The organism is Streptomyces sp. NRRL F-5755 (assembly GCF_001279365.1).
Classification (GTDB): domain Bacteria; phylum Actinomycetota; class Actinomycetes; order Streptomycetales; family Streptomycetaceae; genus Streptomyces; species Streptomyces rimosus.
Genome location: NZ_LGCW01000284.1, coordinates 92,160 through 119,033, shown reverse-complemented (window position 1 = coordinate 119,033; position 26,874 = coordinate 92,160). Strand labels below are relative to the sequence as shown.

Annotated in this window: 25 protein-coding genes, 1 pseudogene and 1 riboswitch; of the genes and pseudogenes, 12 read left to right on the top strand and 14 right to left on the bottom strand. The window is 73.7% G+C overall.

Annotation, left to right across the window (positions count from 1 at the left end):
* The first annotated feature begins 143 nt into the window (after positions 1-143).
* Both ADK86_RS29235 and ADK86_RS29230 read left to right on the top strand, forming a co-directional pair.
* Positions 144-695: a DoxX family protein gene (locus ADK86_RS29235; protein WP_053699298.1), complete on the top strand. Its 552-nt coding sequence runs from the start codon at positions 144-146 to the stop codon at positions 693-695.
* Positions 696-761: 66 nt separating this feature from the next.
* Positions 762-1,262 (top strand): VOC family protein, encoded by a 501-nt coding sequence (locus tag ADK86_RS29230; protein ID WP_053699297.1) that lies wholly within the window; start codon positions 762-764, stop codon positions 1,260-1,262.
* Between the two features lie 131 nt (positions 1,263-1,393).
* Here the strand turns inward: ADK86_RS29230 and ADK86_RS29225 are convergent, their stop codons facing one another.
* Complete coding sequence (locus ADK86_RS29225; protein ID WP_234346080.1) at positions 1,394-2,647, bottom strand: HoxN/HupN/NixA family nickel/cobalt transporter; 1,254 nt, start codon at positions 2,645-2,647, stop codon at positions 1,394-1,396.
* A riboswitch (cobalamin riboswitch) is annotated at positions 2,645-2,858 on the bottom strand. (Overlaps the previous gene by 3 nt.)
* 203 nt (positions 2,859-3,061) lie before the next feature.
* Here ADK86_RS29225 and ADK86_RS29220 point away from each other — a divergent pair.
* The 3 genes from ADK86_RS29220 (at position 3,062) to ADK86_RS29210 (ending at position 6,257) form a co-directional block, all read left to right on the top strand.
* Positions 3,062-4,168: an ABC transporter substrate-binding protein gene (locus tag ADK86_RS29220; protein ID WP_078952334.1), complete on the top strand. Its 1,107-nt coding sequence runs from the start codon at positions 3,062-3,064 to the stop codon at positions 4,166-4,168.
* Positions 4,168-5,388 (top strand): FecCD family ABC transporter permease, encoded by a 1,221-nt coding sequence (locus ADK86_RS29215; RefSeq protein ID WP_053699296.1) that lies wholly within the window; start codon positions 4,168-4,170, stop codon positions 5,386-5,388. Before ADK86_RS29220 ends, ADK86_RS29215 begins: the two co-directional genes overlap by 1 nt.
* A gap of 83 nt (positions 5,389-5,471) precedes the next feature.
* Positions 5,472-6,257, top strand: a complete 786-nt coding sequence (locus ADK86_RS29210) for an ABC transporter ATP-binding protein (protein WP_053699310.1) — start codon at positions 5,472-5,474, stop codon at positions 6,255-6,257.
* On the opposite strand, the gene ADK86_RS29205 is transcribed toward ADK86_RS29210, so the two are convergent.
* Positions 6,227-7,237, bottom strand: a complete 1,011-nt coding sequence (locus ADK86_RS29205) for an L-tyrosine/L-tryptophan isonitrile synthase family protein (RefSeq protein ID WP_053699295.1) — start codon at positions 7,235-7,237, stop codon at positions 6,227-6,229. The genes ADK86_RS29210 and ADK86_RS29205 overlap by 31 nt on opposite strands.
* Complete coding sequence (locus ADK86_RS29200) at positions 7,234-8,586, bottom strand: cytochrome P450 family protein (protein ID WP_053699294.1); 1,353 nt, start codon at positions 8,584-8,586, stop codon at positions 7,234-7,236. The genes ADK86_RS29205 and ADK86_RS29200 overlap by 4 nt, the downstream gene beginning before the upstream one ends.
* A gap of 400 nt (positions 8,587-8,986) precedes the next feature.
* Here ADK86_RS29200 and ADK86_RS29195 point away from each other — a divergent pair, with 400 nt between their 5' ends.
* Genes ADK86_RS29195 through ADK86_RS29185 form a run of 3 tightly spaced genes read left to right on the top strand, consistent with a single transcriptional unit; the run spans position 8,987 to position 12,214 of the window.
* The gene (locus ADK86_RS29195) at positions 8,987-9,217 is read left to right on the top strand and encodes a hypothetical protein (protein WP_053699293.1); all 231 of its coding nucleotides are present in this window, start codon (positions 8,987-8,989) and stop codon (positions 9,215-9,217) included.
* Entirely contained in the window at positions 9,214-11,691 is a 2,478-nt protein-coding gene (locus ADK86_RS29190) for a heavy metal translocating P-type ATPase (RefSeq protein ID WP_053699292.1), read from the top strand. Before ADK86_RS29195 ends, ADK86_RS29190 begins: the two co-directional genes overlap by 4 nt.
* Positions 11,692-11,722: 31 nt before the next feature.
* A complete protein-coding gene (locus ADK86_RS29185) occupies positions 11,723-12,214 on the top strand; it encodes a copper chaperone PCu(A)C (protein WP_053699291.1) in 492 nt (163 codons plus the stop codon).
* Between the two features lie 70 nt (positions 12,215-12,284).
* Here the strand turns inward: ADK86_RS29185 and ADK86_RS29180 are convergent, their stop codons facing one another.
* The gene (locus ADK86_RS29180; protein ID WP_053699290.1) at positions 12,285-12,890 is read right to left on the bottom strand and encodes a sigma-70 family RNA polymerase sigma factor; all 606 of its coding nucleotides are present in this window, start codon (positions 12,888-12,890) and stop codon (positions 12,285-12,287) included.
* A gap of 61 nt (positions 12,891-12,951) precedes the next feature.
* Between ADK86_RS29180 and ADK86_RS29175 the strand changes: the two genes are divergently transcribed.
* Entirely contained in the window at positions 12,952-13,149 is a 198-nt protein-coding gene (locus ADK86_RS29175) for a zf-HC2 domain-containing protein (RefSeq protein WP_003979688.1), read from the top strand.
* A 205-nt stretch (positions 13,150-13,354) separates the two neighbouring features.
* Here the strand turns inward: ADK86_RS29175 and ADK86_RS29170 are convergent, their stop codons facing one another.
* From ADK86_RS29170 to ADK86_RS29155, 4 genes are all read right to left on the bottom strand, one after another.
* Positions 13,355-14,122, bottom strand: coding sequence for a hypothetical protein (locus ADK86_RS29170; protein WP_053699289.1), 768 nt, complete (start codon positions 14,120-14,122; stop codon positions 13,355-13,357).
* A gap of 78 nt (positions 14,123-14,200) precedes the next feature.
* Entirely contained in the window at positions 14,201-15,091 is an 891-nt protein-coding gene (locus ADK86_RS29165) for an alpha/beta fold hydrolase (protein ID WP_053699288.1), read from the bottom strand.
* Positions 15,088-15,654: a MarR family winged helix-turn-helix transcriptional regulator gene (locus ADK86_RS29160; RefSeq protein WP_030588586.1), complete on the bottom strand. Its 567-nt coding sequence runs from the start codon at positions 15,652-15,654 to the stop codon at positions 15,088-15,090. Before ADK86_RS29160 ends, ADK86_RS29165 begins: the two co-directional genes overlap by 4 nt.
* Positions 15,655-15,826: 172 nt before the next feature.
* Entirely contained in the window at positions 15,827-16,984 is a 1,158-nt protein-coding gene (locus tag ADK86_RS29155) for a glycosyltransferase family 87 protein (protein WP_159393989.1), read from the bottom strand.
* Between the two features lie 286 nt (positions 16,985-17,270).
* Here ADK86_RS29155 and ADK86_RS29150 point away from each other — a divergent pair, with 286 nt between their 5' ends.
* The gene (locus tag ADK86_RS29150) at positions 17,271-18,830 is read left to right on the top strand and encodes a glycosyltransferase family 39 protein (protein ID WP_078952332.1); all 1,560 of its coding nucleotides are present in this window, start codon (positions 17,271-17,273) and stop codon (positions 18,828-18,830) included.
* Positions 18,831-18,848: 18 nt separating this feature from the next.
* On the opposite strand, the gene ADK86_RS29145 is transcribed toward ADK86_RS29150, so the two are convergent.
* Both ADK86_RS29145 and ADK86_RS29140 read right to left on the bottom strand, forming a co-directional pair.
* A complete protein-coding gene (locus ADK86_RS29145; RefSeq protein ID WP_053699287.1) occupies positions 18,849-19,508 on the bottom strand; it encodes a nucleoside/nucleotide kinase family protein in 660 nt (219 codons plus the stop codon).
* A gap of 64 nt (positions 19,509-19,572) precedes the next feature.
* Complete coding sequence (locus ADK86_RS29140; protein ID WP_053699286.1) at positions 19,573-20,793, bottom strand: methyltransferase; 1,221 nt, start codon at positions 20,791-20,793, stop codon at positions 19,573-19,575.
* A gap of 147 nt (positions 20,794-20,940) precedes the next feature.
* On the opposite strand from ADK86_RS29140, the gene ADK86_RS29135 reads away from it, so the two are divergent.
* The gene (locus ADK86_RS29135; protein ID WP_053699308.1) at positions 20,941-21,900 is read left to right on the top strand and encodes a universal stress protein; all 960 of its coding nucleotides are present in this window, start codon (positions 20,941-20,943) and stop codon (positions 21,898-21,900) included.
* An 86-nt stretch (positions 21,901-21,986) separates the two neighbouring features.
* On the opposite strand, the gene ADK86_RS29130 is transcribed toward ADK86_RS29135, so the two are convergent.
* The gene (locus ADK86_RS29130) at positions 21,987-22,520 is read right to left on the bottom strand and encodes a GNAT family N-acetyltransferase (RefSeq protein ID WP_053699285.1); all 534 of its coding nucleotides are present in this window, start codon (positions 22,518-22,520) and stop codon (positions 21,987-21,989) included.
* Positions 22,521-22,720: 200 nt separating this feature from the next.
* A complete protein-coding gene (locus ADK86_RS29125) occupies positions 22,721-23,380 on the bottom strand; it encodes a DedA family protein (RefSeq protein WP_030588566.1) in 660 nt (219 codons plus the stop codon).
* A gap of 296 nt (positions 23,381-23,676) precedes the next feature.
* Between ADK86_RS29125 and ADK86_RS29120 the strand changes: the two genes are divergently transcribed.
* Positions 23,677-24,432, top strand: a complete 756-nt coding sequence (locus ADK86_RS29120) for a superoxide dismutase family protein (protein ID WP_078952331.1) — start codon at positions 23,677-23,679, stop codon at positions 24,430-24,432.
* Between the two features lie 91 nt (positions 24,433-24,523).
* Here ADK86_RS29120 and ADK86_RS29115 read toward each other — a convergent pair whose 3' ends face one another.
* Together ADK86_RS29115 and ADK86_RS29110 are read right to left on the bottom strand one after the other, a co-directional pair.
* Positions 24,524-24,997 carry a DoxX family protein gene (locus ADK86_RS29115; RefSeq protein WP_003979675.1) on the bottom strand — a complete coding sequence of 158 codons (474 nt, stop codon included), beginning with the start codon at positions 24,995-24,997 and terminating at the stop codon, positions 24,524-24,526.
* A 178-nt stretch (positions 24,998-25,175) separates the two neighbouring features.
* Positions 25,176-26,846: pseudogene (locus tag ADK86_RS29110) on the bottom strand (alkaline phosphatase D family protein).
* Positions 26,847-26,874: the final 28 nt, after the last annotated feature.

The following is a 26,874-nucleotide window of genomic DNA, read 5'->3' as shown; positions in this document are numbered from 1 at the left end:
GTGTGTGGGGGAGTTCGGGGGGTGAAGTTGGCCGGCGGGCATGTTGTTTAGGTTTCAAGTGATATGTATCTTCGAAGGGTGACTTGAAACTTCAAGTACTTTCGATGGTGGCCGCCCGGGCCCGGACAGAAATGAGCGTTCGTATGACCTCCCCCCTCAGCCCCCTCCGTGACTACGGCAGCGGCGTCGACGGCCGCCATGCCGCTAGCCCGCACGCCTACGACATCGGTCTGCTGCTGTTGCGGCTCGCGGTCGGCTTGATCATGGCTGCGCACGGTGCGCAGAAGCTGTTCGGCTGGTTCGGCGGGGGCGGGCTGGACGGGACCGGTCAGTTCTTCACGGCCAGCGGCTACCCGTCCGGCAAGGCCATGGCCGTCGTGGCCGGTCTCAGCGAGACGCTGGGCGGCCTCGGGCTGGTGCTCGGGCTGCTGACGCCGCTGGCGGGGGCGGCGCTCGTCGGGACGATGGTGAACGCGCTGGGGGTGAAGTGGGGCGGCGGGTTCTTCGCGCCCGAGGGCGTCGAGTACGAGCTGCTGCTCACCGCGGGCGCGGCGGCGCTCACGCTGACCGGCCCCGGCCGGTACGCGGTCGACCGGCTGCTGCCGGTCCTGCGCGCGCACCGGCTGGCGTACGGCGTGGCCGCCCTGGTGCTCGGTGTGGTCGTGGCGGTCGTGTTCCTGCTGATCCGCAAGTGAGCGGCGCAGGGCGGGGGCGGGCAGGTCGGGAAGTTGTCGGTGAGCAGCGGAAGGTGAGGGATTGACGTGGCGGTACGGCGGTTGAATCACGCGGTGCTCTACGTACGGGATGTGGCGCGCGCCGTGGCCTTCTACAGCGAGACGCTGGGGTTCCGGGTGGATACGGAGATTCCGGGGCGGGCCGCGTTCCTCAGTGCGGAGGGAACGGCCAACGATCATGATCTCGGGCTGTTCGCGGTGGGGGCCGCGGCCCCCGGGCCCGAGCACGGCCGGGTGGGGCTCTACCACTTGGCGTGGGAGGTCGGGACCCTCGGCGAGCTGGCGGACGTGGCGGCGGAGCTGGCGGAGCGGGGTGCGCTGGTCGGCGCCACCGATCACCTGGTGTCCAAGTCGGTGTACGCGAAGGACCCGGACGGCAACGAGTTCGAGGTGATGTGGCGGGTGCCGCGCGAGGACTGGCCGGGGCCGGACGAACCGGACCGGCTCCGCCCGCTCGACCTCGAAGCGGAGCTGGCGCGCTGGGGGCGGGACCTCAAGACGGGGGCGGCGGCCGGGTCGGCCACCTGAGGGGAGGGAGGGGCAGAGGGTGAGGGGCAGGGGCGTATCGCGTACCGTCTGGCCAGCTTCGTAGCACGTTGGCTCACCCCGGTCCCGTCAGGCCGCCTCCCCGACCTCTGCCAGCCGCCCCCCAGCCTCTGTCAGCCGCCCTCCCCGACCCCGGCCTCCGCTCCCGAAGTCCGCGCCGACCAGCGCTTCTCCACCCCGGCCAAGCGCCAGTAGGCCAGGGCCGCCGCCCAGACGACCACGAACAGGCCGACGATGATGAAGCCGACGTTGTCCAGGTCGATGGACGAGATCCAGCCGGTGACGCCGTCCTTCAGGTCCAGCTTGTCGTGCAGGACGGTGACCAGCTCGATGGTGCCGATGAAGAACGCGACGGCGATCGACAGGCCGGTGATCGTGAGGTTGTAGTAGACCTTGCGTACCGGGTTCGAGAACGCCCACTGGTACGCGAAGTTCATGAACGTGCCGTCCAGGGTGTCGAACAGGCTCATTCCGGCCGCGAACAGCAGCGGCAGCACCAGGATCGCGTACCAGGGCAGACCGGCCGCCGCGCCGCTGCCCGCCATCACCATCAGCGTCACCTCGGTCGCGGTGTCGAAGCCGAGGCCGAAGAGCAGGCCGAGCGGGTACATCTGGCCGGGCCGGGTGATGGAGCGGGTGAAGCGGCCCAGTATGCGGTTCATGAAGCCGCGCGAGTCGAGGTGCTGCTCCAGCTCCGTCTCGTCGTACCGGCCCTGTCGCATGGCGCGGAACACTCGCCAGATGCCCGCCAGCGCGACGAGGTTGAGCGCGGCGATGAGGTACAGGAAACCGCCGGAGACCGTGGTGCCCACGGTGCCGAGCACCTGGTGGGTGCGCGATTCGTCGTCCAGCAGGGTGCCCGCGAGCTGCGCGCCGCCGGCGACCAGCGCCGCCATGGCGACGACCACGCTGGAGTGTCCGAGCGCGAACCAGAAGCCCACGGAGACCGGCCGCTTGCCGTCGGCCATCAGTTTGCGGGTGGTGTTGTCGATGGCGGCGATGTGGTCCGCGTCGAAGGCGTGCCGCATGCCGAGGGTGTACGCGGTCAGGCCGAGGCCGACGCCGAAGACCTGCGAGCCCACCGCGTAGTGGTGCGGTACGACCAGCAGGAAGAGCACGCCGAAGGCGACGATGTGCAGCCCGGCGATGACCGCTATCAGTCCCGCGGTCCGCACGGTGTCCTGCCGCCGCCAGCGGAAGTCGGGCAGGGGGGAGGCGGGGCCATCGGGGGAGCCGCCGCGGGAGCCGTCGGGGGCAGCTGAGGGCGACGCGGCTGAAGCGGGGGAAGGGGAGGAAGGGGAAGAAGAGTAGGGGGGATCTGTGGACAGGGGCATCCGGTGGTCACGCTCCAGCACCTCGTGGATCAGTTCGTGAGATGCCGTGGCCGGTCTCCTGGCTGACGGGTGTGCGCGCCCGCCCCGGCCTTCCCGGCCGCGGGCTGCGGCCAGTGGCTCCGTACGGCGAAGGGCGCGTACGGGCAGGGGCGGGAACTTCCCGATCACAGTGGCGAGGGCCGCTCCGGCCTGGACCTTACGGTCGTCACCGGTCTTCCCGAACACCACGGCCCGGACACTCTAACGCCGTCGCTGCCGCCGGTCAGCGCGCCGGCCACCGGGCCACTGCCTCGGGAACCCGGGGCGCCGGTCGCTCGACTACCTGATCCGGGCCCGCGCCGGCGGGCCGTCGGACAGTCGAGAGGCAGGGAGAGCGGGCATATGCGTCCTCGTATCAATGGGCACGTGGTGGGTCCGGGACCGGGGTTGGGGGCGAAGGGCCGGACGGTGACGGCGGCGGTGACGGTGCTGGCGGTGGCCGCGCTGGCCGCGGGGTGCGGCAGCGCCGACGGGCGGGAGGCCGGGGCCTCGGGCAGCCGGGATGGCGAGGCGAGTGGCTTTCCGGTGACTGTGACCGATTGCGACGGGCGGAAGACGACGTTTTCCACGGCGCCGCGGAAAATCGTCACGAGCAATGCGGCGAGTCTGGAGATGCTGCTTCGGCTGGGTGTCGAGGACCGGATTGTCGGCACCGGTTTCCCGCCGGGCAAAGGCACGTTGCCGGGTGAACTCGACGCCCGGGCGCAGCGGGTGCCGGTCCTGGGCAAAACGGTGATTCCGAAGGAGAAGCTGCTCGGTTCCGGGGCCGATCTCTACATCGACACATTCGCTTCGATGGGCAACATGGGCGGGGCGGCGACCGGCCCGACCGAGACGGAATTCGCCGCGGCGGGCATCAAGCACGTCTATCTGGCCTCGACGGCATGCGCGCCGCGCAAGAAGGTGCCGCAGCGGGATCTGTCCGCGGTGGAGGGGGACATCCGGCGCCTCGGGCAGGTCACGGGCACGTCGCCGCGGGCGTTGCAGCTGGTGGCGGAGATGGAGAAGAAGGTTGCCGGGGTACGTAAGGCCATCGCGGACGTACCGGCGGATAAACGGCCCTCGTATTTCTTCTTCGATTTCGACGCGGGAACGAAGCAGCCCGTGGCCGTCTGCAACCGGCAGGTGGCGAACGCGGTGCTGACCGAGGCCGGGGCGCGGAACGTCTTTGCGGACTGCGCGGGGGATTTCCAGCGGGTCTCGTGGGAGGACGTGGTCGGCAAGGACCCGGACTGGATCCAGCTCGGTGTACGGAACCGGGGCAGCGCCGCGGCCAATGAGAAGGCGTTCGACGAGGCCGAGCAATTCCTCCGGACGTTCCCGGCCACGGCGGGCCTGCGCGCGGTGAAGGAAGGGAAATTCCTGCGCATCGGCTCGGAGCGGACGACCATCGCGGGGGTCGGCAACGCCGATACGGTACGGCGGATCGCGGCGACGCTGTATCCGGACCGGCTGGGCGGCGTGGAGGGCACGGAGGGCACGGATGGCCTGGCTGCCGGCGGGGCGGGCCGCTGATGAGGCGGTTGGTTGCGGGGCGGGCCCGTACGGATGCGGGGCCGGCCGGTACGGGCGCGGGGCCCGCTCGTACGGACGCGAGCCCCGCCGGTACGGCCCCAGGCCCCACCGATAAGCCCCCGGGCCCCACCCGTACGCCCCCAAGCCCCGCCCACACGCTCTGGATCGCCGTCGGGCTCCTCCTCGCCCTGTTCGTCGCGCTGACCGCCGCCGTTTCGCTCGGTGCCACCGACATCGCTCCGGGCGAGGTGTGGTCGGTGGTGTTCCGGCGGCTGGGCGGGGAGCCGCCGCGGCCCGGTACGGACGATCTGATCGTCTGGCAGCTGCGGGTGCCCAGGGCGCTGCTCGCCGCGCTGGTCGGCGCGGGGCTCGGGCTCGTCGGTACGGCCACCCAGGCGCTGGTGCGCAACCCGCTCGCCGACCCGTACCTGCTGGGCATCTCCAACGGCGCCTCGCTCGGCGCGGTGGCCGCGATCGTGCTGGGCGCGGGGGTCATGGCCGGGATGGACGGAGTGTTCGGAGCAGGGGGAGCGGGAGGGGCGTTCGGGCTGGGCGGGGGCTTGGGCCTGTCCCTGGCCGCCTTCGCCGGGGCGCTCACCGCGTTCGCGCTGGTCTGGACGCTGGCGCGGCGCGGTGGCGGTTTCGCGCCGCTGCGGTTGGTGCTCGCGGGCGTCGGTATCGGGCAGTTCCTGGCGGGGTTCACCAGCTACCTGGTCCTCCAGGCCGGGGACGAACAGCAGACGCGCGGCGTGCTGTTCTGGCTGATGGGCAGCCTCGGCGGCGCCACGTGGGGCACGCTCGCCCTGCCGGTGCTCGCCGTGCCCGCCGGGCTGCTGGCCCTCCAGGCACGTGCCCGCGCGCTCAACGCGCTGACCATGGGGGACGAGACGGCGGCGAGCGTGGGCGTGGACGTCGTCCGGCTGCGCCGGCTGCTGTTCGTGGTGACCAGCCTGCTGACCGGCGTACTGGTCGCGGTGTCCGGGGCCATCGCCTTCGTGGGCCTGATGGTGCCGCACCTGTGCCGGCTGATCGTCGGGGGCGACCACCGACGGCTGTTGCCGCTGGCCGCGCTCACCGGGGCGCTGCTGCTGGTGGTGGTCGACATCGTGTGCCGTACCGCCATGGACGGCCAGGAGTTGCCGGTGGGGGTGGTGACGGCGCTGATCGGTGCGCCGGTGCTGCTCTATGTGCTGGACCGGCGGTTGGGAGTGGGGGCATGAGCCGGAAGAGCATGACGGAAGCGGACGTGGATGTGGATACGGGTGGCCGTATCGGCGACCAACACCCCCGCCCCGCCCCCGGCCTGCGTATCGACATCGAGGACCTGCGCGTGTCCTACGCGGGCCGGTGCGTGGTGGCCGGTGTACATCTGATGGCCGCGCCGGGGGAGATCGCGGGAGTGATCGGACCGAACGGGAGCGGCAAGTCCACGGTGCTGCGTACCGTCTACCGGCACCTGCGGCCGGATGCGGGCCGGGTGCTGCTGGCCGGGGAGGACATCCGGTCCATGCCGCCGACGCGTACCGCCCGGCACATCGCCGCCCTGCCCCAGGAACGCGGCGGCGACTTCGAACTCACCGTCCACGAGGTGGTGGCGATGGGCCGCACCCCGTACAAGCGGGCGTTCGCGGGTGACGACCGCGCCGACCGGGAGGCGGTGGCCCGCGCCCTGGCCGAGGTGGGACTGGCCGGGTACGGCGGGCGGCGGTTCTCGGCGCTGTCCGGCGGCGAGCGGCAGCGGGCGCTGCTGGCCCGCGCGTTCGCCCAGGCCCCGGACGTGCTCGTACTGGACGAGCCGACGAACCACCTGGACGTACGGCACCAGGTCGAGCTGCTGGCCCTGCTGCGCGGCCGGGCCTGCACGACGCTCGTCTCGCTGCACGACCTGAACGCGGCGGCTTCGGTCTGCGACCGGCTGCATGTGCTGTCCGAGGGGGCGGTGGTGGCGTCCGGCGCGCCGCGCGAGGTGCTCACGCCGGAGCTGCTGGCCGAGGTGTTCGGGGTACGGGCGACGGTGGTCGACCATCCGCTGACGAGGGACCCGCTGATCGCCGTGGATCAGCGGCGGGTCGCGGACGGCGGCACCTGAGCCGTCATCCGGACCGGCACCGGCCGCCCGGCTCCCTCCGCATAGTGGCTCGGGCGGCCGTCCCGGTGGACGAGGTGCCCCAGCCGGGCCGCGTCCGCCGCGCGCAGCAGCCGTACGCCGCCGTCGGCCTGCCGCAGTACGCACGCGTGCCACGGCGTCATCCAGGCGTCGGGCGCGTCGAGCAGCCGGATGCCGAACTTCGCCGCGCCGCGCGGCTGCGGGTGGATGGACAGCCGTACGGCGTCGGGGTGGTGCTCGGCGATCAGCTCGCCCCAGGCGCGGCTGCGCCGGATGACTCCGTAGGCGCGGCTGCGGCAGGCGCGTTGCAGCGCGGAACGGGTGCCCTCGAAGCCGGTGGTGTCCTCGAACAGGAAGCGGGTGATGCCCCGGTACAGGCGCAGCGTTTCGCCGTCGTGGGCCGCCGCGCCCTTGGTTTCGGCGCGCAGGGCGCCCAGGGACGGGGCGTACCGGCGGAGTACCTGTTCGCGTTTGGCGTCGCAGGGCAGGTCCCCGTAGACGTCGCGGAGGTCGAAGGTGCTCAGGTGGGACAGCCCGGCCGTACGGATCATGGCGCGCAGCGCGTCGTTGTACGCGTCGACGTGCGGGTCCGGGACGCCGATCAGGTCGCTGAAGATGTGCCCGTCAGAGCAGATGACGAGCCGTGCGCCCGGCGCGTACCGCTCGCCGATCCGGGCACAGAGCCCGTCGAGGAAGCGCAGCGCGAGGCGTTCGCCCTCGTCGGGGAGGCGGCCGAGGACCTTGGCGGGGTTGGGGGACTTGCAGGGGAAGCCGGGGAGGGTGAGAACGATCGGGCGGCGCGCCGCTATCAGGTGCTCCAACTGCTGGAGCTGATACGGGAAGTCGGCGGGCGCCGCCTCGTGCGCCGGGGCCGTCGCCTCCAGGGTGCGGTGGTGGGGGAGGAGGGTGGCGAGGACATCGGTGGCCATGGCGGCCGGTGCGCTGGGAGCCGGGTGTCTCATCGGGCGGCGGCCTCTCCGGCAGCGCTGCTGAAGGGGCAGGCGTACGGAGCCGGTCCGGCCGGTTCCGTACCCGCCCCGCCATCGCTGCCCGCAGCCCCGCCAACCGCCCCGTAAGAGACCGGAAGCTCATCCACCCCACGCGCCAGCACCGCCGGTATCCACCTCAAGTCGCCGTCCGGCACGGCCAGGCGCAGGCCCGGCAGGCGGCGGAGCAGCGTCTCCAGGGCGATGTGCAGTTCGGTACGGGCCAGCGTGGCGCCCGGGCAGAAGTGGATGCCGTGGCCGAAGGCGAGATGCGGGTTGGGCGTACGGTCGAAGTCGAGCGTGTCGGGGGCGGGAAAGCGGGCGGGGTCGCGGTTGGCCGCGCACAGCGAGACGATCACGGAGTCGCCGGCCGGGATCCGCGTGCCCGACACATCCGCGTCCGCCGCGAGGAACCGCCAGGTCGTCAGCTCGAAAGCACTGTCGTAGCGGAGCAGTTCCTCCACCGCGCGGGGGAGGAGCGCGGGGTCGTCGCGCAGCCGCGCGAGGTGTTCCGGGTGCCGGAGGAGGGTGGTCAGCGCCGTCGTGATCTGGTTGGTGACGGGCTCCTGTCCGGCGACGAGGAGTTGGAAGATCATGGAGTCCAGTTCGGCGTCGTCCAGCTCCCCGGCGTCGCAGGCGGTGACGAGACGGGAGAGCAGGTCGGTGCCGCCTTCCTGCCGCTTGTGGCGTACGAGGTCGGCGATATAGCCCTGCAAGCCGCGCAGCCGGGCCTCGTACGCCGGACGGCCGGGATCGTCCGGGCCGACGGGCTGGACGACCTTGCCCCAGTCGCGGTCGAAACGCGCGGTGAACGCGTCCGGCAGGCCGATGACCTCGGCGAGTACGAGGAAGGGGAAGCGCGCCGCGAACGAGGCGACCAGGTCCACGCTGCCTCCGTGCCGGTCCGGGCTCGCGGACGGCAGTGCATCCAGCAGTTCCTCCGCCAGGCGCTCGAACCGCGGCCGGAGTCCGGCGATCCGCCTGGGCGCGAAGGCGTCGGTGATCAGGCGCCGCATGGCGGTGTGCCGGGGCGGGTCCTGGTGCAGCAGGTGGACCTGGAGCTGCGAGTGCTGCGGCTCGGGCATGATCGATGCGCGGGCGCGCCAGGCGGCGTTGCCCCGGGAGTGGTGCTTGCCCAGCCGGGGATCGTTCAGTGCCCGGTGCGCGGCCTCGTATCCGGTGATGAGCCAGGCGTGTACGCCGCTCGGGAATCCGACCCGGTGGACGGGGCCGCGCTCGCGCAGCTCGGCGTACAGGGGGTACGGGTCGCGCTTGTAGTCCTCCCCGTAGAGGGGGAGCGGTTCGGGTAGGCGGGGTGGGCGCATGGACCGTGCTCCTCGGCAGTCGGTAGGTGTCCGCGTGCACGCCCGGTGCCGGTCGTGCGCGCGCTTCACTCAGTGGTCGGGCGAAGCGGGCGCCGAGTTCCCGCCGGGTGGCGGAACGGGGCCGCGCGGGCGCCCGGAACGGCGGCGGAAACCCAGGTAGTCGGAGCGGCGGCCGGGCTGGTTCCGGCGGGCGGGAAGGACAAACCTCACGTGGGCCGGTAGGCGATCGGAGTGGGGGCGGGGGCGGTTGGGCGTGCCACGATGGCTGCGCCGAGCAGCGCGTTCCCGGCGGCTGCCGTTCGCGCTGCGCGCTGCGCTGCGCTCGCCGCGGTAACCCGTCCTCCCTGCGTTCCTTCCCCCTGCCCTCCCTCCCCTTCCCCGTCTGTGTATCGGAGCGGCCATGTCTCTCGTCCGGCGCTTGTCATCCGTACTGCCCGCGAAACCGGTGCTCGGGTTCGTGGCGCTGCTCGTCGTCCTGTTCGTGTGCGCGTACGGGGCGGGGGCGGCCGCCGGGCCCGTGGCGCCGGGGATGCGGCCGGGCGGGCAGGCCCCCGGGGCTCCGCAACAACCGGCGGACGGTGGCGGCATGAGCGGCATGAGCGGCATGAGCGGCATGGGCGGGATGGGATGAGCGAGCGCGTCACCGTACTGACGGTGGGCGGCATGACCTGCGCCGCCTGCGTCAACCGGGTGGAGAAGAAGCTGGGCCGCCTCGACGGGGTGACCGCCACGGTGAACCTGGCCACCGGCAAGGCCCGCGTCCAGCATCCGGCCACGCTCGCCGTGGGCGACCTCGTCGCGACCGTGGAGGCCGCGGGCTTCACGGCCCAACTGCCGGAGCCGGTACGGAAACCGGCCGGGAACCCGGCGAGGGAACCCATAGAGGAAGCCACCCCGCACCCCGAAGACCGGCCGACGGACGCGGACCGCACCCGCCTCCTCGTCACCGCGCTCCTGTCCGTCCCCGTACTCGTCCTGTCGATGGTCCCGGCCTGGCAGTTCCGCAACTGGCAGTGGCTCTGCTTCGCGCTGACCGCGCCGGTCGCCGTGTGGGGCGCGCTGCCCTTCCACCTGCGTGCGGCACGCGGCCTGTGGCACGGCGCCGCGACCATGGACACGCTGGTCTCCCTCGGTGTGGCCGCCTCGTTCGCCTGGTCCGCGTACGCGCTCTTCCTGAGCGGCGGCACCGCGCACAGCTACCTGGAGGCGGCCGTCGGCGTACCGCTGTTCGTCCTGGCCGGGCGGCGGCTGGAGGCGGGGGCGCGCCGCGGTACGGGGTCGGCGCTGCGGGCGCTGGCCGAACTGGTCGGCACGGACGTGTCCGTACGGGTACCGGTCGAGGACGGGGCCGCCGGTACCGACGCCACCGTGGAGCGCCGGATTCCGGTGGCCGACCTCCAGGTCGGCGACCGCTTCCTGGTCCGCCCCGGGGAGCGGGTGGCCACCGACGGCACGGTGGTGGATGGCAGTTCAGCGCTCGACCTGTCGCTGGTCACCGGGGAGAGCCGCCCGGTGGAGGTCGGGCCGGGTGCGGCGGTCGTCGGCGGTGCGGTGAACGCGGGCGGGCTCCTCGAAGTGCGCGCCGCCGCGGTCGGCGCGGACACCCGGCTGGCGCGGATCACCCGCCTCGTGGAGGAGGCCCAGACCGGCAAGACCCGGGTACAGCGCCTGGCCGACGCGGTGGCCGGGGTCTTCGTGCCGGCCGTGCTGGCGGTGTCCGTGACCGTGCTCGGCTTCTGGCTGGGCGCGGGCGCGGACCCGCAGGCGGCGGTGACCGCTGCGGTGGCCGTCCTGGTCGTCGCCTGCCCCTGCGCGCTAGGACTCGCCACGCCCACGGCCCTGCTGGCCGCCACCGGGCGGGGCGCGCAACTGGGCATCCTCGTCAGCGGGCCGCGGGCCCTGGAACGGCTGCGGCGCATCGACACCCTGGTGCTGGACAAGACGGGAACGCTGACCACCGGGCGGATGAGCGTGGTGGGCGTTACGGGGCGTACAGACACCGGTTCCGCGGTGGGCGCCGCCGACGAGACCGTACGCCTGGACACCGCCGACGAAGGCGTACGCCTGAACACCGCTGAGGCCGAGGCCCAGGCCCAGGCCGAGGCCGCGCCCCGGGCCGCCGAGGAAACCGTACGTCTGACACCCGACGAGGCCGTCCGCCTCGCCGCCGCTGTCGAGCACGGCTCCGAACACCCCCTGGCGCGCGCCATCACCGCCCACGCCGACACGCGCCGCACGGCCCTCGGCGACCACCGGCCGCTGCCCGCGGTCCGTCGCTTCGCCGCGACCGCCGGGTACGGCGTGACCGGCGAGGTGGAGGGGCGGACGGTGGCCGTGGGGCGGCCCGGCGACCTGGCGGAGCTGCCTGCCGCGCTTGCGGACGCGGTCCGCACGGCAGAGGACGCCGGGCACACCGCCGTACTGGTCACGGCCGACGGCACCCCGCAGGCCGTCGTCGCCGTCGGCGACACGCTGCGGCCCGACTGCTACCGGGCCGTCGACCACCTGCGCCGCCTGGGCCTGCGGCCGGTGCTGGCCACCGGGGACCGGGCGGCCACGGCCCGTGCGGTCGCCGGACACCTCGGCATCACGGAGATCCACGCCGGCGCGCTGCCGGAGGAGAAGGCCGCGCTGGTCACCACGTTGAAGGAGCAGGGCGGCCGGGTCGCGGTGGTCGGTGACGGGATCAACGACGCCGCCGCGCTGGCCCACGCCGACCTCGGCATCGCCATGGGCAGCGGTACGGACGCCGCGATCGGCGCCGCCGACGTCACCGTGCTGCGCGACGACCTCCAGGCCGTACCGGACGCCGTACGGCTGGCCCGGCGCACGCTGGGCACCATCCGCGCCAACCTTGTGTGGGCCTTCGGCTACAACCTGGTGACCGTGCCGCTCGCCGCCGTCGGACGGCTGGACCCGATGATCGCGGCTGCCGCGATGTCCGCGAGTTCGCTGCTGGTGGTGGGCAACAGCCTGCGGCTGCGGGCGTGGCGGCCGGGTGGGCGCGGGACGGACCGGCGCAAGGCGGACGGACGTAGGACGGTCGGGCGCGGGGCGGCCGGGCGCCGCGCCCTCTCCTTCGAGACCTCCCGGGAGAGCGCATGAACCTCCCCTCCCCGAGCTCCCGGAGGAGCGCATGATCACTTCTACCGCACGCGCCGCCCTGCGTTCCGCCGCCGCGCCTCTCATCGCGGGCGTGCTGACGCTCGGCTGCCTCACCGCCTGGACCCTCGCCGGGAACGCGGGCACCCCGGCCGAGTTGCGGGTGACCGAGGGCCGCATCCTCGTCCCCTCCAACACGGAGGCCACGGCCGCTTTCTTCACCATCAGCAACACGGGCACCACCGCCGATGAACTGACCGGCGTCACCGGCCCGGCCGGACACCAGGCCATGGTCGGCCGCGATGTCGAGGTCGCCGAAGGGGCGCACCGTATGGAGATGGCCGGAGCCGTCGGCGTCCCGGCGCGCGGTGCGCTGCGTATGGCGCCCACGGACCTGGACATTATGGTCAGCCCGCCGCCGCGGCTCGCACCGGGCGACCGGGTCGTCTTCACGCTGCACTTTCGCGACAGCGGGGCCGTCAAGGCCGAGGCCGTGGCCGTACGCCCGGGGCGCCTGGGGCCGTGACGCGGCCGGGCAGCACGTAGCACGGCCAGGTGCCCCGGAGTTCCACCGAACTCCGGGGCACCGGACCGTTTCAGGCGGCCGAGCCCGCCAACGCCCGGGCGTCGGCCGACACGGAAAGCGGGTCGGCTCCGCCCGCCTCCTCCTCCAGCAACGCCACCAGCGTCTCGCGCGCCCGCGCCACCCGGGAACGCACCGTCCCCACCGGGCAGTCGACGATGGCCGCCGCCTCCGCGTACGGCAGTCCCAGCAACTGGGTCAGCACGAACGCCTCCCGGCGGGGCGCGGGCAGCGCCGACAGGAGTTCGGCGAGGGCGATGCCTTCGTCGAAGCCGGGCACGCCGCGCGGCTGCGCCTTCTCCGCCGCGCTCTGCCAGTCGTCGGTCCCGGCGAGCCGCGGTCTGCTGGCCAGCGACCGCAGCCGGTCGGCGACTGTACGGCGGGCGATGGTCAGCAGCCAGGTACGCGCCGACGACCGCCCCTCGAACCGGGGCAGGCTGCGCAGGGCCCGCAGATACGTGTCCTGCACCAGGTCATCCGCGGCCTGCGCGTCGCCGCTGAGGTGCGTGACGTACCGGCGTACGTCCAGCTGCGTCGCGCGGACGAACCGCTCGACGGCGGCCTCGTCCCCGGTACGGGCCGCGAGGGCCCAGGCCGTCACCGCGCCGTCATCGCGCACCGCGCACCTCCCGGCCGCCCGCCGCGGAACCGGCGCCGCGGACTTCGGGGAGGATGGGGCCATGCAGTGCTCGCGTGTACGAACCGCCCTCTCCGCCCGCCTGGACGGCGAACAGCTGCCGCCGGGCGTCACGGACGGCCGGCTCGACGCCCACCTGGCGGGGTGCGCGGACTGCCGCCGCTGGTCGGAGGGGGCCGCCCGGCTGCAGCGCCTCATCCGGGCGGCGAGGGACGCGGACGGTGACGGCGAGCGGCCCTGAGCGGCGGCAGCCGCCCACAGGGACAGGAGTCATCATCAAAGCTCCTTGGGGAGAACCGGCCCCGCCGCGTACTGGACGCACGCCGGACCGGGCCGGTGACGATTACAGGGATCAGGGCCATGGCCAGGCGCGGACCGCCCGCCGTTCTGGCGGCTGGGCAGGACCGCATATGTTCTCGGCATGAGCCCCGGGTGTGACCGTGCTGTCAGCAGACAGCCGTCTCCCGCGGCGGCCCGCGGAGCCAGATGATGTGGACGAGGAGCAGCCGCCGCAGCGGGCGCCGGGGTTCGCGGCGCACCGGGCGGGCCGGGCGCGGCGGTTCGGGCAGGACCGCGCGCAGGACGAGCACCAGCGGTACGAAGAGCCGTACGGATACGGCCCGCACGACGCGGAACGCCGCCCGCTCGCCGCCGCACAGCCACCACGCGCTCAGCAGCGCGACGAGCACGTGCGCCGCGACCATCCCGGTCATGCTGCCGCCCATGCCGTCCGTGGCACCCATGCCGTGCATGTCATGCATGCCGGACATGGCGTGTACGTCATGACCGGCATGCATCGCCTCGCCGTACCGGTGCCCGAGCCCCACGTCGTACAGCATCCGTTCGGCGTCGTGCTGCGGCATCGGGCGTCCGCCCATGCCGCACACCAGCGAGGCCGCCCACCGCTGTGCCAGGGACGCCTGCGCACCCTCCGTGCCGGCGGCGGACATTCCGGCCGCCACCGACTGCCCGAAGGAGAACGCGGTGTGCAGGGCGGCCTGTGCCGTCAGCGTCAACGCGGTCACGAACAGCGGCCCTCGCTCGCGCGCGGCGAGGCACCACGCTCCGCAGGCCGTCACCGCCACCGCGCCGAGCACCACCCATACGGGCACGGGCGCGTCGGACATCAGGGCGTGGCCGAGGGCGGCGAGCAGCACACACACCGCCGCGAACACCCCGGCCCGCAAGCCCCTGAGAACACGCCCCGCAATCATGACCCGCTCATCGTTGCACCCCGCCCCGCGCGCCGGACGGGCAGGGCGGGCCGTTCGGTGCGGCGGGCCGAGCCGCGTTCAGTACGGCAGGCCGGAGAGGAACGCGTGCAGGGCGTGGTCGAAGTGCGGTGTGTTCTCCAGGTTGACCATGTGGCCCGCGCCCGGAATCCGTACCCGCTGGGCGCCGGGCACCGCGAGGGTGATGGCGTGGGCGTTGGCGGAGATGTCGGAGCAGTCCAGGTCGCCGTCCATGACCAGGGTCGGTACGCGGATCTCCGCCAGCCGCTCGTACGCCCCGACCTCGATCGGCATCCCGGCGCCCATCCCGTCCGCGTGCACGACCACGTTGGCGTCCGCCGAGGCCCGCATCCGCTCGCGCAGGGTGGGGTCCACGGCGGACGGCTCGCGGTGCGGGCCGTCCACCCACATGCGCAGGAAGTGCTCGATGTAGCGCTCCGCGCCGTCCTCCTCCGCGGCTTCGACGGCGGCCACCTGTTCCTTGATGTGCTCCAGGATGAACGGGTCGGTGAAGGCCCGGCCGCTGATCCCGGGCGAGGCCAGGGCCAGCGCGAAGACCCGGTCGGGGTGGGCGAGGGCCATGTCCAGGGCGACCCGGGCGCCGTGCGAGAGCCCGACGAGGATGGCGTCGGCTATGCCGAGCTGGTCGAGGAGTTCGCGCAGGTCCTCGTGGTTGGCGTAGTCGCCGTCGACGGTGGAGGACAGGCCGTGGCCGCGCGCGTCGTAGCGGACGGTGCGCAGGCCGGAGCGGACGAGCCAGGCGAACTGCTCGTCCCACATGCGCTGGTCGAGCATCCCGCCGTGGAGCAGCACCACCGAGGGCCCCTCGGGCCCCGTGCCGGCGGCCTCGTAGAACAGCTCGCCGTTCTCGACCGGGATCGTGCCGTTCTCGACCTCCGTCTCGGGCCAGGCGCCGGATTCCTGGGTTCCTTCGATTCCTTGGGTGGTCATGCTCCGTGCCGTCCTGTGTGAGGTGCTGGGGTCGGGTGGGGCTTCGAGGGCTCCGAGGGGGCCGGTGGTTTCCCGGGAGCGTCCGGGGGCGCCGGGGTGTCGCGGCCCAGCGCCCGGAACTCCTCGCCGAGGCGGTCCAGTACGCGCAGGGTGGTGGCCACATCGGCAGCCGGCACCCCGGCCAGTACGCGGCGCAGCCCGGCCGCCTCCGACTTCTGGAGGGAGCCCATGACGTCGGCGCCCTCGGGCGTCAGCCGGACCAGCGGGGAGCGCCGGTGGGCGGGGTTGGGGACGGTCTCCGCCAGGCCCAGCTCCACCGCGTGGTTCACCCAGCGCTGTACCGGCTGCCGGTCCAGTTCCAGGGCGCGGGCCAGCTCCGGGACGGTCCGGGGGCCGTGCGTACGGAGGGCGTCGAGCAGGGCGTGCTGACCGGCCGTCAGGCCCGTACCGGCCAGCTCCCGCTCCACGGCGCGTACGACCGTCCGGTGCAGGGGCCACAGCCGGCGGATCACTTCGTACGCGAGGTGCTCGGTGGAGTCCGCGCCGCCTTCACTGACACTCATGGTGTCATGATGACATCGACGGTGTCGTTACGGAAGAACGCCACGCGTGGCGCGTCCGCACGGCCCCCGCGCGTGGAACGTGCGAAAGCTTGCGCGCGGAATGTACGGATAAGCCTGCGCGTGGAATGTACGGATAGGAGCGCGCCGAAGTTCCCGCTTCGCACCGGATATCTCAGACGGGCCGGCGTGCGGGCACGGTCCCGCGCCACAGGCGGCGGGCGGACAGCCAGGCGGCGGCGAGCAGCAGCAGATTGCGCACGTACAGATTGACGATGGACAGCCAGGACGCGTCGTCCCGCAGCCCGCGGTAGAGCAGCGGGAAATCCAGCGTCGTGAAGAGGCAGGCCGCGAGGATCAGCAGGGCGACCGGGCGCTGGGTGGTGTCGCCGCGCAGCAGGCAGACCGCGGCCAGGCCGACCAGCCAGACCAGGTACTGCGGGCTGATGACCCGGCTGGTGACGACGAACAGCAGCGTGGCGGTCATTGCGGCGTCCGGCAGTACGCGGGCGGCGGTACGGTCCGAACGGCGCCGCCACCACAGCAGCCAGCCGAAGGCCAGTACGGTCGATATCTGCATCGCGATGCCGACCCCGTGCACCCACGGGCCGACGAACTCGTGCGAGCCGTCCTTCGCCGCCCACGTGCCGCTCCAGCCGAAGTGGCGCGCCACATGGAACGGCAGGGAGCCGACCGACTCGATCTGAATGCCGCGCGATTCCTGCGCGGCGAGGAACGAGAAGGCGTTCGGCATGGCGAGGGCGAACCCGGCGGTCACGGCCGCGCCGGTGACGGCGGTGGCCGACCAGGCCGTACGGGTACGGCGGCCCCGTGACGTACCGGCGAGCAGCAGCGCGGGCCAGACCTTGACGACCGCGGCGACCGCCGCCACGGCCCCGAAGACCCGGTCCGCCCAGGCGCGCCGCGCGGACGCGGCCACCAGCGCGAGCATCGCGAGGGCGGTCACGTGCAGGTCGAACCGGTTCCACGGCATGGTGCTGAGTACGGCCAGACCCACCGTCCACAGCCACGGCGCGGCCAGGGAGCGGCCGCGCCGCCGCGCCGCCCACAGGAGCAGCGCGAAGACCGCGGCGTCACACAGGGCGGCCAGCACGATGAACGCGTGCCCGTAGTCGAGGCCGGGAGCCAGATCGGAAGCCAGGCCGGGCGCCAGGATCGGCAGCGCCGCGCCGGGCGGGTACTGCCAGCTCACGTCGTGCAGCGGGAAGCTGCCGCCGCTCAGGACCGCGTACCAGCCGGTGTAGACCTTGCTCACGGACGGGTCGAGACCGCCCCCGCCCACGAACGGGCTGATCTTCAGCGCGGCCGGCACCAGCCAGAGCCGGGTGAGCAGCCAGGCGGCGAGGAGGGGGAGGGGCGCGGTGCGGGCGCCCGGGGTCCGATGCGGGACCGGTGCTCCAGGCCGTTCTGTGGGCCGATCTCTGGACCGATCCGTGGGCTGATCCGTGGTTTGGTCGAGCACTGCGGCGGGGGCTCCGTTCGTACCGGGTGCGGCGGTACCCCGCTGAGCTGCTGGAACGTCCTGCCGATCACTGTCCACGGGGTGTATACATTGCAAGTATGCATGCGATGTATACGTGCAGTGTAGAGTCCTCCGCATGCCCGTAGAAGCCGCCCCCGCCCCACCGGTCGCAGCTCTCCCCACGCAACGCACCGCACAGGACCCCATACGACGCACCGCACAGCGCACCGCACCCGCCGCGCTCCCGGGCGCCGCGCCATCCGCCTCCGCGCTCGCGCGGTCGGCCGTCCCGGCGCTCCCCGCGCTGCTGGCGCTGGCGCTCGGCCTGTGGGGTATCCGGCGGGGCGACAGCCTGTGGCGGGACGAGGCGGTGACCTGGCAGGTCGGGCAGCGGTCCGTGGCGGAGATCTGGCACATGCTCGGCGAGGTGGATGTCGTGCACGGTCTCTACTACGTGCTGATGCACGGCGTGTTCGAGGTCTTCGGCACCGGCCCGGCCGTGCTGCGCATGCCGTCCGTCCTGGCCGTCGCCCTGGCCGCTGCCGCCACCGCCGCGGCCGGACGCCGCCTCGCCGGTCCGTGGGCCGGGCTCGCCGCCGGACTGGTACTCGCGCTGATCCCCAACATGCAGCACTACGCGCAGGAGGGGCGGGCATACGCGCTGGTCACGGCCGGTGTGGCGGTGGCCACCCAACTCCTCGTGGGCGCGTCGTCCGGCGCGCGGCGCGACTGGCCGCGCTGGGCGGCCTACGCCGCCGTGATGCTGACCACGGCCCTGCTGAACTGGTTCTCGCTGTTCGTCCTGCCCGCGCACGCCGTCACGGTCCTCGTCGCCCGCCGCCGCGGCGCGCGCCCGCTGGTGGCGCCGTGGTCGGTGGCAGCCGCCGTGGTGGTGGCGGGCGCGCTGCCGCTGATCCAGGCCAGCCGGGCCCAGGCGGGCCAGGTGTCGTGGATCAAACCGGTCGCCGTCTCCACGCTGCTGGGGATCGCCGTGCTGGTGCTCGTGGCGCTGGTGTGTGCCCGGGTTCCGTACCCGGGGCGCGGGCGCGCGGCCATGTCACCGGCCTCCGTCGGGCTGCCGCTGCTCGTGGTGCCGCAGTGCGGCCTGCTGCTGGCCTCGGCCGTCGTGGAGCCGCTGTACCTCGACCGCTACGTCCTCTACACGAACATCGGCTTCGCCCTGCTCCTCGGCGTCGGCGTCGCCGCTGCCGTCCAGGCCCTCCCGGTCCGCACCTGGGTGCTGCTCGCGGGCGTCACGGCGCTGGGCTTCGCGGCGCTGCTGCCGGTGGAGACCGGTCTGCGCAAGCCGACGAGCCGGGCGGACGACGTGCTGCGGGCGGCGCACCGGGTGGCGGCGAGCGCGCGGTCCGGCGACGGCGTGCTGTTCGTACCGGCGGCGCGGCGCGACACGGCGCTGGTGACGCCGTCGGCCTTCACCGGCCTGGACGACCTCGCGCTGACCCGGGACCCGGTGTCCTCCGGCACCATCAAGGGCGTCGAGGGCAGCCCGGAGCACATACGCGCGGCCATGCTGGCCGAGCACCGCATCGTGGTCGTCACCGACACCCGCCGGGCCGCGCCGCCCGCACCTATCCGCGAGGCCGAGAAACTTCGCGTCCTCGCCCGCCATTTCAAGCTCACCGAACGGACGGACAGCGTCGGGCGGCGGGTGGAGGTGTACGAGAAGGTGCGGTGATCCGCTGCCTCCCGGGGCTCACCCTCCGTCGTACGGCACCGGTGCCGCGTCCGGCGGGAAGGTGACGACCAGGTCCGCGCGCTCCCGTCCCGCCGCCACCAGGCGGGCGTTGGCCTCGTCCGACGCATGGACGAAACGTTCGGCCTGTGCGCGGGGCTTGCCGAAGCGCTCGTGCCGGCCGACCAGGCGCCGGACCCGTTCCGCGTCGTCCAGCTCCACGTACCAGATCTCGTCCAGGCACTCCCTGGCCCGTGCCCACGCGGGGTCGTCGAGCAGCAGGTAGTTGCCCTCGGTCACGACGAGCGGCACGTCGTGGGGGACGGGGATGCTGCCGGCCACCGGCTCCTCGATGCGGCGGTCGAAGGCCGGGGCGTAGACGACGGTGTCCGGCGCGGGGGAACGCAGGCGGGCGAGCAGGGCGGCGTACCCGGCCGCGTCGAAGGTGTCCGGGGCGCCCTTGCGGTCCGTACGCCCCAGGCGGCGCAGCTCCGCCTCGGCGAGGTGGAAGCCGTCCATGGGGACGAGCGCCGCCGATCCGGCCAGTTCGGACACCAGATGGGCGGCCAGGGTGGACTTGCCCGCGCCGGGCGGCCCCGTGATGCCGAGCAGGCGGCGGCGGTCCGGGCCCGCGGCGGCGGCGAGACGCCGGGCACGCGCGATGAGTTGCTGCGGTTCCATAGTCGTGGTTCTGATCCTCCTCGTCCGGGGGGCGGTTGCGGCTCGACGGCTTGCTGAGACCGATCTACGGGGCGTTACGTGTGCCGTCGACCGGTTGTGCCGCGCCCAGCCGCCACAGTGAGGTGACCTCGGCAGCGCGGGCCGTGTGCAGGGGGTCGGCGGTGTCGTGGGAGCGGCCGTGGCGGGGGCGGATGTCCAGCCGGTCCAGCACCGTCAGGCCCGCCGCCCCGAACGCGTCGGTCAGCTCGGTGCGGGTGCGCAGCCCGAGGTGTTCCGCGAGGTCGGACATGATCAGCCAGCCCTCGCCGCCCGGCACCAGATGCGCGGCCAGGCCGTCCAGGAAGCCGCGGAGCATCCGGCTGCCCGGGTCGTAGACCGCGTACTCGACGGGAGAGGTGGGCTTGGCGGGGACCCACGGCGGGTTGCAGACGATCAGTGACGCGCGTCCGGCAGGGAACAGATCGGCCGCCACGACGTCCACGCGGTCGGCCACGCCGAGCCGTGCCACGTTCTCCCGCGCGCAGGCCAGTGCCCGCGGGTCCTGGTCGGTGGCCACGACGCGGGACACACCGCGCCGTGCCAGCACCGACGCCAGCACGCCGGTACCGGTGCCGATGTCGAACGCCGGGCCCGGGACGGACGGCAGCGGGGCCTCGGCCACCAGGTCCACGTACTCGCCGCGCACCGGCGAGAAGACGCCGTAATACGGGTGGACGCGGTCGCCGCCGAGCGCCGGTATCGCGACGCCCTTTCTGCGCCATTCGTACGCGCCGATCACACCGAGCAGTTCGCGCAGCGAGACGAGCTGGGGGAGGGCGGGATGTGTCCCGGCGGGTGCTCCGGCCCCGGCGGCCGGGCTCCCGGCGTCGTCCGGACCGTACGCCTGGAGGCACGCCTCCCGTACGTCGGGCGCGCGGCGCAGCACGAGGTCGTATCCCGGCTCCAGGGACACCAGCAGCATGCCGAGGATGCGGGCGCGTTGATTCTGCGCGGCCCGGTGCAGGTGGAACGCCTGCGCGGGGTCGGCCGGCGGCCGTTTGCGCGGCCGGCGGTCGATGCGGCGGGCCAGCGCCGTCAGCAGCTGGCGGGCGTTGTGGAAGTCGCCGCGCCACAGCAGGGCGGTGCCCTCGCAGGCGAGCTTGTAGGCGTCGTCGGCCTTCGTGCGGTCGTCCGCCACGGTTGTCCGGCGGGGCGGCGGCGCGCCGCTCTCGGAACGCCAGCGCGCGGAGCGGGCCGCGCCGGCCTCGGTCCACGCGACGGACTGCGGGGCCTGAAGTGTGTTCATTGCGTCCCAGGTAAGGGGCTGAGAAGTGACGTTCGACTCTACTCCGTGTCCGGCGGGGACCTTCGTCCCCTGTCGCCGGGGCCGCCCGGGGTAGGAGTATGGAAATAGTTGGGCATAGCACACGCTGTTGGTCGTATGGAGGCGTACATGGACACCCTGCCGGTCATCGTTGCGGTGGACGGATCCCCCGACAGCGAACGGGCGCTGCGCTGGGCGATCGAGGCGGCCCGGCTGCGCTCCGCGCCGCTCCAGATCGTGCACGTCTGGCCGTACGTCACCACGGAGGGCCGCGCGGCGGCCGAATCCGGCATCGGCGACCCGGTCCTGGACGAACTGCGCAAGAAGCTGGACGGGCAGGCCGGCACGGCCGGTCTGCCGGGCGTCGAATTCCGCAGCCTCAGCGGGCTCACCGACACGCTGCTGCCCGCCCTCGGCGCCGAGGCGCAGCTGCTCGTGCTCGGCTCGCGCGGGCGCGGCGGCTTCGCCAGCCTGCTGCTCGGCTCGAACGGCATGGCCTGCGCGGCGCATTCGGAGGGGCCCGTCGTGGTGGTCCCCCGCCCGGACCGCGGTGACGGGGAACGGGGCCCGGACGGCGAGCTGGTCCGCCCCACCCCGTCGCAGGTCACGCTGGGCGTCGACGCCTCTTCCGACGAGCCCGGCGCGATCGGCTTCGCCTTCGCCGAGGCGAGCCGCCGCGACGCGCGCCTGCTGGTGGTCTCCGGCTTCTCCTGGCCGATGATGACCCCGCCGTCGTTCGAGTACATCGCGGCCTATGACGGCACCCAGCAGGAGTACGAGAACGCGCTGGCCGAGCAGCTGACGCGGACGCTCGCGCCGCACCGCGAACGGCACCCCGAGGTGCCGGTGACGGTGGAGCTGCGCAACGCGGACGCGGCCGGACAGCTCGTCGAGGCGTCCAGGGCCAGTGACCTCGTCGTGGTCGCCCGGCATCGCAGGCGCCTGCCGATCGGCAGGCGGCTCGGCTCGGTCGCCCATGCCGTACTGCTGCACGCGGTCTGCCCGATCGCGGTCGTACCGGAGGAGCCGGAGCGGACCGAGGAGCCGGAGCGGACCGGTGAGCCGGACGGGGCGGCCGAAGACCGGTAGGGCCAGTAGGGCGAGGACGAGCAGCAGGCCGACGGAGAAGAGCAGACGGCCGGGGCCGGGGCCGGGCCGCGGCCCCGGAAAGGCCCTCAGCGGATGCCGAACGCCTGCGCGTACCGCACCGTGCCGCGCGGGGGCGTGCCGCCGTCCAGGGACAGGGCCAGGAACGCCTCGTCCGGCCACTCCTGCGGCGGCAGGATGCCGAAGCGGGAGGCGGGCCCGAAGCCGAACCTGGGGTAGTACGGCGGATGCCCCAGCACGATGGCCGTCCGCTCCCCGGCGGCACGGGCCGCGTCCAGCACCGCCCGGATGACGGCGCTGCCCGCGCCCTGCTTCTGGTACTCGGGCAGCACGGCGCAGGGCGCCAGCGCGACGGCCGGTTCGCCGGCTATGTGGCAGCGGGTGAGCAGGGCGTACGCGGCGACGGGCGCGGGCGCCGGGCCGGAACCCGAGGGCCCGGCGGGCTCGGCCACGTACGAGAGGGCGGGCAGCCAGGCCGCCGGGTCACGCCGCAGCGCGTCGACGAGGTCGGCCTCGCCGGAGGTCTCGAAGGCGGCGAGATTGACCCGGCGGACGGCCGGAATGTCCTCGGGAGTCTCGGGACGGCACTGCCAGATGTTCATGCCGTCATGGTCGCACCGGGGTCTGACAATCCGCCCCGGGCTTTCCCGCGCCGCGGCCCGCACCCCTCCGACCAGCCCGTTTCACCGGCCCTGCCCGACCAGTCCACTTCACCCCGCCCCTCCGCGCTCTGGGCGGAATCCGGTCGGCCGGTTCGTGGCCGGTCCCCGTCGCACCGTGCGCGGTCCCGGCGAGCCGCAGGTCAGTCGGTCCCCGTCGCCGCGAACGCCGCCGCCCTGCGCTCCGGCCGCCGCATCAGGAAGACCGCCGCCGACCCCGCCGCGAACAGCGCGAACACCGAGACGGCGGCGCTGATCCACGACGCGCCCAGCCACTGGCCGCCCACATAGCCCAGGGCCACTCCGTACGCGGCCCAGGCCAGCCCGGCCAGCGCGGACCACGGCAGGAACTCCCGGGCCGTACGGTGCGCGACGCCCGCGCCCAGGCTGACCACCGAGCGTCCGGCGGGCGCGAAGCGGGCCAGTACGACGATGCCGCCGCCACCCCGGGTCAGGGCCGCGCCGAGGCGTTCCTGCGCCGCGGTCAGGCGGCGGGAGCGGGCGATGGCGCGGTCGAAGCGGTCGCCGCCGCGCCAGGCGAGCCGGTAGGCGACCAGGTCGCCGAGGACCGAGGCGGTCGCGGCGCACAGCACCAGGGCCAGCATCTCGGCGATGTGCACGTCGCCGCGCACCGCGCCGGAGACGGCGCCGGCCGCGGTGCCGGTGCCCGCCGCCGTGGTGGCCGCGGTGATCACCAGGACGCCGCTGGGCAGGATCGGCACGAAGACGTCGAGGAGTACGGAGAGACCGACGATCGCGTAGACCCAAGGGGTGTCGCTCAACGACCCCAGGCTTTCCAACAACGTCCTTCTCCCGTCCGGACCCCTGGCCGCGACGTCGCATCGGCGGCTGGGGCGGCTGTACCGCCATACAGCGTACGCCTGGCGCGCGCACGGTGACGTTCCGGGGCGCACGGTGTTGTTGGGTTCACATCGCCCCGTAACCGGCGCGGGACCGTGCTGGAGACCGCCGTCACCCGTCTGCTGCGGCCGTGGCGCAAAAGAGCGCGGCGTAGGGAACGTTATATGCCGAAATGCGCGCTCTGTGATCGCGTGGACAGGGTGCTCCGAAGCGGAACGGCACACGAATGGAGACATGGATGCAGACATCGAGGGAGTCATCGACGACGCCGGGGAGCGCGGCCGGACCGGCCGCCGACGAGGGACGGGCCGGGAGCGGCGCGGCGCGGGTGCGGCCGGCCGCCAGGGCGGCGGGCGCCTGCGCGGCGGTCCTCGCCACGGCGGGCGCGCTCCTGCTCGCCCCGGCGGCCGTGGCGGCGGACGGCGACAAGGTCCAGAAGAACACCGTCGACCCGCAGTACTCCGCGACGATCGCCGCGCAGTTCACGCGGCCGAACGCGCAGATGCTGAGCAGCGCGCTCACCTACGACCCCAAGCTGGTGCCCGTCGGGTCCCACGTCACGGTCAGCGAGCGCGCCGACAGCAAGCACACCCGGGTCGGCCTGCGGGTGACCGACCTGCCGGCGAACCGCACCTACGGGGCGCACGTCCACACCGGCGCCTGCGGGGTCCGCCCCACGGACGCGGGCGGGCACTACCAGCACCGCAAGGACCCGCGTACGCCGTCCGTCGACCCGGCCTACGCCAACCCGAAGAACGAGGTCTGGCTGGACTTCACGACCAACGCGAAGGGCGAGGGCTCGGCCGAGTCCCGGCATGCCTGGAGCTTCCGGTCCGGCGAGGCGCGGTCGGTGGCGATCCACGAGCGGCGCACCGCGACCGGGCCCGGGGTGGCGGGGACCGCCGGCCGGGTGGTGGCGTGCTACACCGTGCCGTTCAACAACTCCAAGGAGGCCGGGAAGGCCGTCGCGGGCGTGCTGTCGAAGATCTTCTGACGGCGGCCGTACGGACGGGCGGCGGCCCCCGGAGGAACTCCGGGGGCCGCCGCTCTCGCCGTGTCGCGGCCCGGCGGCCGCGGCGCTGCCGTCAGACCGCGCTCGGCTCGCGCGGGGTGCCCGCGCCGGCCTCCGCCGGGCGCCGGGCGCCGAAGAACAGGCGGTCCAGCGACCAGACGCCGGGACCGGTGAAGACGAGCAGCAGGAACGCCCAGCAGAACAGCGCGGACAGTTCGCCGCCGTTCTGGAGCGGCCACAGCGCCGTGCCGGCGTGCGCCGAGAAGTACGCGTACGCCATCGAGCCGGAGCTGATGAAGGCGGCGCTGCGGGTGCCGAGGCCGACCATCACCAGGACGCCGCCGACGAGCTGGATGACGGCCGCGTACCAGCCGGGCCAGCTGCCCGCGGGCACGGTCAGCCCCTTGCCCATCGCGCCACCGAGGACGCCGAACAGCGAGGACGCGCCATGGCAGGCGAAGAGCAGCCCCACGACGATGCGGAACAGGGACAGGACGTGCGGCCTGAATCGTTCGGTGAACTCGGTCACCGGAGACTGAGCGGACATGGTGGGACTCCTGCGGTTTCGGGGACGGGAACCGACAAGGTGACAGGTTAGGGAGACCTAATAGGTACTTGCAAGTTCAACATCTGGCCATATCCGGCCGTTGGCTGAAAGTGGTCATGGCGCGAAGTGCCGCCCGTACGGCCGCAGTCACGCCGGAACCCCGGCCTCCGGCGCGTGCCTAGACGCCCCGGCCACCCGTCAGCCGCTCGTCCCACGCCGCCGCCAGCCGCGCGCCGCCGCCCTGTCCGCGCACCGCCTGATCCAGCCGCAGCCGCGCCGCGCGCCCGTGCAGCGACAGGGTCATCAGCTGGTTGCCGAACCATGGGCCGCCCGTGCGGCGCCAGCCGATCGAGGGACGGGCCAGCCGGCCGTGCCGGGCCAGCGCGTGTCCCAGGCGGCGGCCGAGCCGGCTCCACCCGAAGCGGAAACCGGCCCGCATCGAGGCGGGGATGCTGTTGTGCACGGGTGAACAGGTGAGCTGGAGCACCCTGCTGGTGGGGCGGGTGCCGTCGTACCAGTGCGGCTCGGCCACGTACGCGTGGTGCACGTCGCCGGACAGCACGCACACCGTCGCCGGGGCCGCGTCCCCCGAACCGGCCTCCACCAGCAGGTCGGTGAGCGCGGCGAAGGACTCCGGGAACGCCGCCCAGTGCTCCAGGTCGGCGCGCTGCCGCAGCGACTCGCTCCAGCGCGCCCAGCGCGCGCCGCGCGCCCCGGCGCACAGGGCCGCGTTCCACCCCTCCGCGTCGTGGACCAGGTTCGGCAGCAGCCACGGCAGCGAACTGCCGATCAGCAGGTGGTCGTACGCGCCGGGGTCGGCCAGCACCGCCTCGCGCAGCCAGTCGGCCTCGGCCGGGTCGAGCATCGCCCGGCTCCCCTCGTCCAGGACGCGGGTGGCGCGGGTGTCGACCATGACCAGCCGTACGCGGCCGACGTCGCGGCGGTAGCTCCAGCGCGCGCAGACCGGATCGGCGTCGGCCGCGGCGGCGAACTCGCGCACCAGGTCCGTGCCGTCCGGCAGCGCGCGCACCCGCCCGTACAGCTCGTCCTTCTCCAGCTCGGCGGGGGAAAGATTGCCCAAATGCTGGTACACCCACTACGTCATCAGGCCGCCCAGCACCCGCTCACGCCACCACGAAGTCGCGCGCATCCGGGTCAGCCAGGCGGCGGAGGTGTTCCAGTCGTCTATGACGTCGTGGTCGTCGAAGATCATGCAGCTGGGGACGGTGGAGAGCAGCCAGCGCACCTCGGGGTCGAGCCAGGATTCGGCGTAGAGGTGGGTGTACTCCTCGTAGTCCGCGACCTGCCGCCAGGGCGGCTCGGAGGTGTCGCGCCGGGTGGCGAGCAGCCGGGCGGTGGCGTCCGAGGTCTGGTCGGCATAGACCTGGTCGCCCAACAGGACGAGCAGATCGGGGCGTTGGTGCTCCGGGTCGGCGGCGAGCGCGGCGGCGAGGGTGTCCAGGGCGTCCGGGCCGACCGGGTCGTGCGCGTCGGCGGGCGGCGCCGCCCAGCGGCAGGAGCCGAACGCGACCCGCAGGCGCTGCTCGTCCGGGTCGCCGCCCGGCGCGGCGGGCGTGCGGATCGTGCTCTCCGGGAAGCGGCTGCCGGGCAGCGGCCAGACCTGCTCGCCGTCCAGCAGGACCCGGTACGGGGTCTCGCTGTCCGGCGTCAGCCCGGAGACCGGTACCAGCGCGTAGTGGTGCCCGGCCACCTGCCAGGTGCGCTCGGCGCCGCCCGCGCCGCTCTCGCACCGCACGTGCACCTCGCACGGCCGGTCGGTCTCCACCCACACCGTCGCGCTGATCTCGTCCACGTACCGCAGCAGCGGCCCCAGGCGCAGCACGGCCATCGGCGATCCTCCCCCGTACGGGGCCGGT

Excerpts from the sequence above, each read along its gene's own strand:
- ADK86_RS29160 (WP_030588586.1), bottom strand. The coding sequence starts at position 15,654 with ATGAGTGTCAGTGAAGGCGGCGCGGACTCCACCGAGCACCTCGCGTAC.
- ADK86_RS29185 (WP_053699291.1), top strand. The coding sequence starts at position 11,723 with ATGATCACTTCTACCGCACGCGCCGCCCTGCGTTCCGCCGCCGCGCCT.
- ADK86_RS29195 (WP_053699293.1), top strand. The coding sequence starts at position 8,987 with ATGTCTCTCGTCCGGCGCTTGTCATCCGTACTGCCCGCGAAACCGGTG.
- ADK86_RS29215 (WP_053699296.1), top strand. The coding sequence starts at position 4,168 with ATGAGGCGGTTGGTTGCGGGGCGGGCCCGTACGGATGCGGGGCCGGCC.
- ADK86_RS29150 (WP_078952332.1), top strand. The coding sequence starts at position 17,271 with ATGCCCGTAGAAGCCGCCCCCGCCCCACCGGTCGCAGCTCTCCCCACG.
- ADK86_RS29120 (WP_078952331.1), top strand. The coding sequence starts at position 23,677 with ATGCAGACATCGAGGGAGTCATCGACGACGCCGGGGAGCGCGGCCGGA.
- ADK86_RS29165 (WP_053699288.1), bottom strand. The coding sequence starts at position 15,091 with ATGACCACCCAAGGAATCGAAGGAACCCAGGAATCCGGCGCCTGGCCC.
- ADK86_RS29115 (WP_003979675.1), bottom strand. The coding sequence starts at position 24,997 with ATGTCCGCTCAGTCTCCGGTGACCGAGTTCACCGAACGATTCAGGCCG.
- ADK86_RS29170 (WP_053699289.1), bottom strand. The coding sequence starts at position 14,122 with ATGATTGCGGGGCGTGTTCTCAGGGGCTTGCGGGCCGGGGTGTTCGCG.
- ADK86_RS29200 (WP_053699294.1), bottom strand. The coding sequence starts at position 8,586 with ATGCGCCCACCCCGCCTACCCGAACCGCTCCCCCTCTACGGGGAGGAC.
- ADK86_RS29235 (WP_053699298.1), top strand. The coding sequence starts at position 144 with ATGACCTCCCCCCTCAGCCCCCTCCGTGACTACGGCAGCGGCGTCGAC.
- ADK86_RS29135 (WP_053699308.1), top strand. The coding sequence starts at position 20,941 with ATGGACACCCTGCCGGTCATCGTTGCGGTGGACGGATCCCCCGACAGC.
- ADK86_RS29140 (WP_053699286.1), bottom strand. The coding sequence starts at position 20,793 with ATGAACACACTTCAGGCCCCGCAGTCCGTCGCGTGGACCGAGGCCGGC.
- ADK86_RS29175 (WP_003979688.1), top strand. The coding sequence starts at position 12,952 with ATGCAGTGCTCGCGTGTACGAACCGCCCTCTCCGCCCGCCTGGACGGC.
- ADK86_RS29190 (WP_053699292.1), top strand. The coding sequence starts at position 9,214 with ATGAGCGAGCGCGTCACCGTACTGACGGTGGGCGGCATGACCTGCGCC.
- ADK86_RS29145 (WP_053699287.1), bottom strand. The coding sequence starts at position 19,508 with ATGGAACCGCAGCAACTCATCGCGCGTGCCCGGCGTCTCGCCGCCGCC.
- ADK86_RS29130 (WP_053699285.1), bottom strand. The coding sequence starts at position 22,520 with ATGAACATCTGGCAGTGCCGTCCCGAGACTCCCGAGGACATTCCGGCC.
- ADK86_RS29205 (WP_053699295.1), bottom strand. The coding sequence starts at position 7,237 with ATGAGACACCCGGCTCCCAGCGCACCGGCCGCCATGGCCACCGATGTC.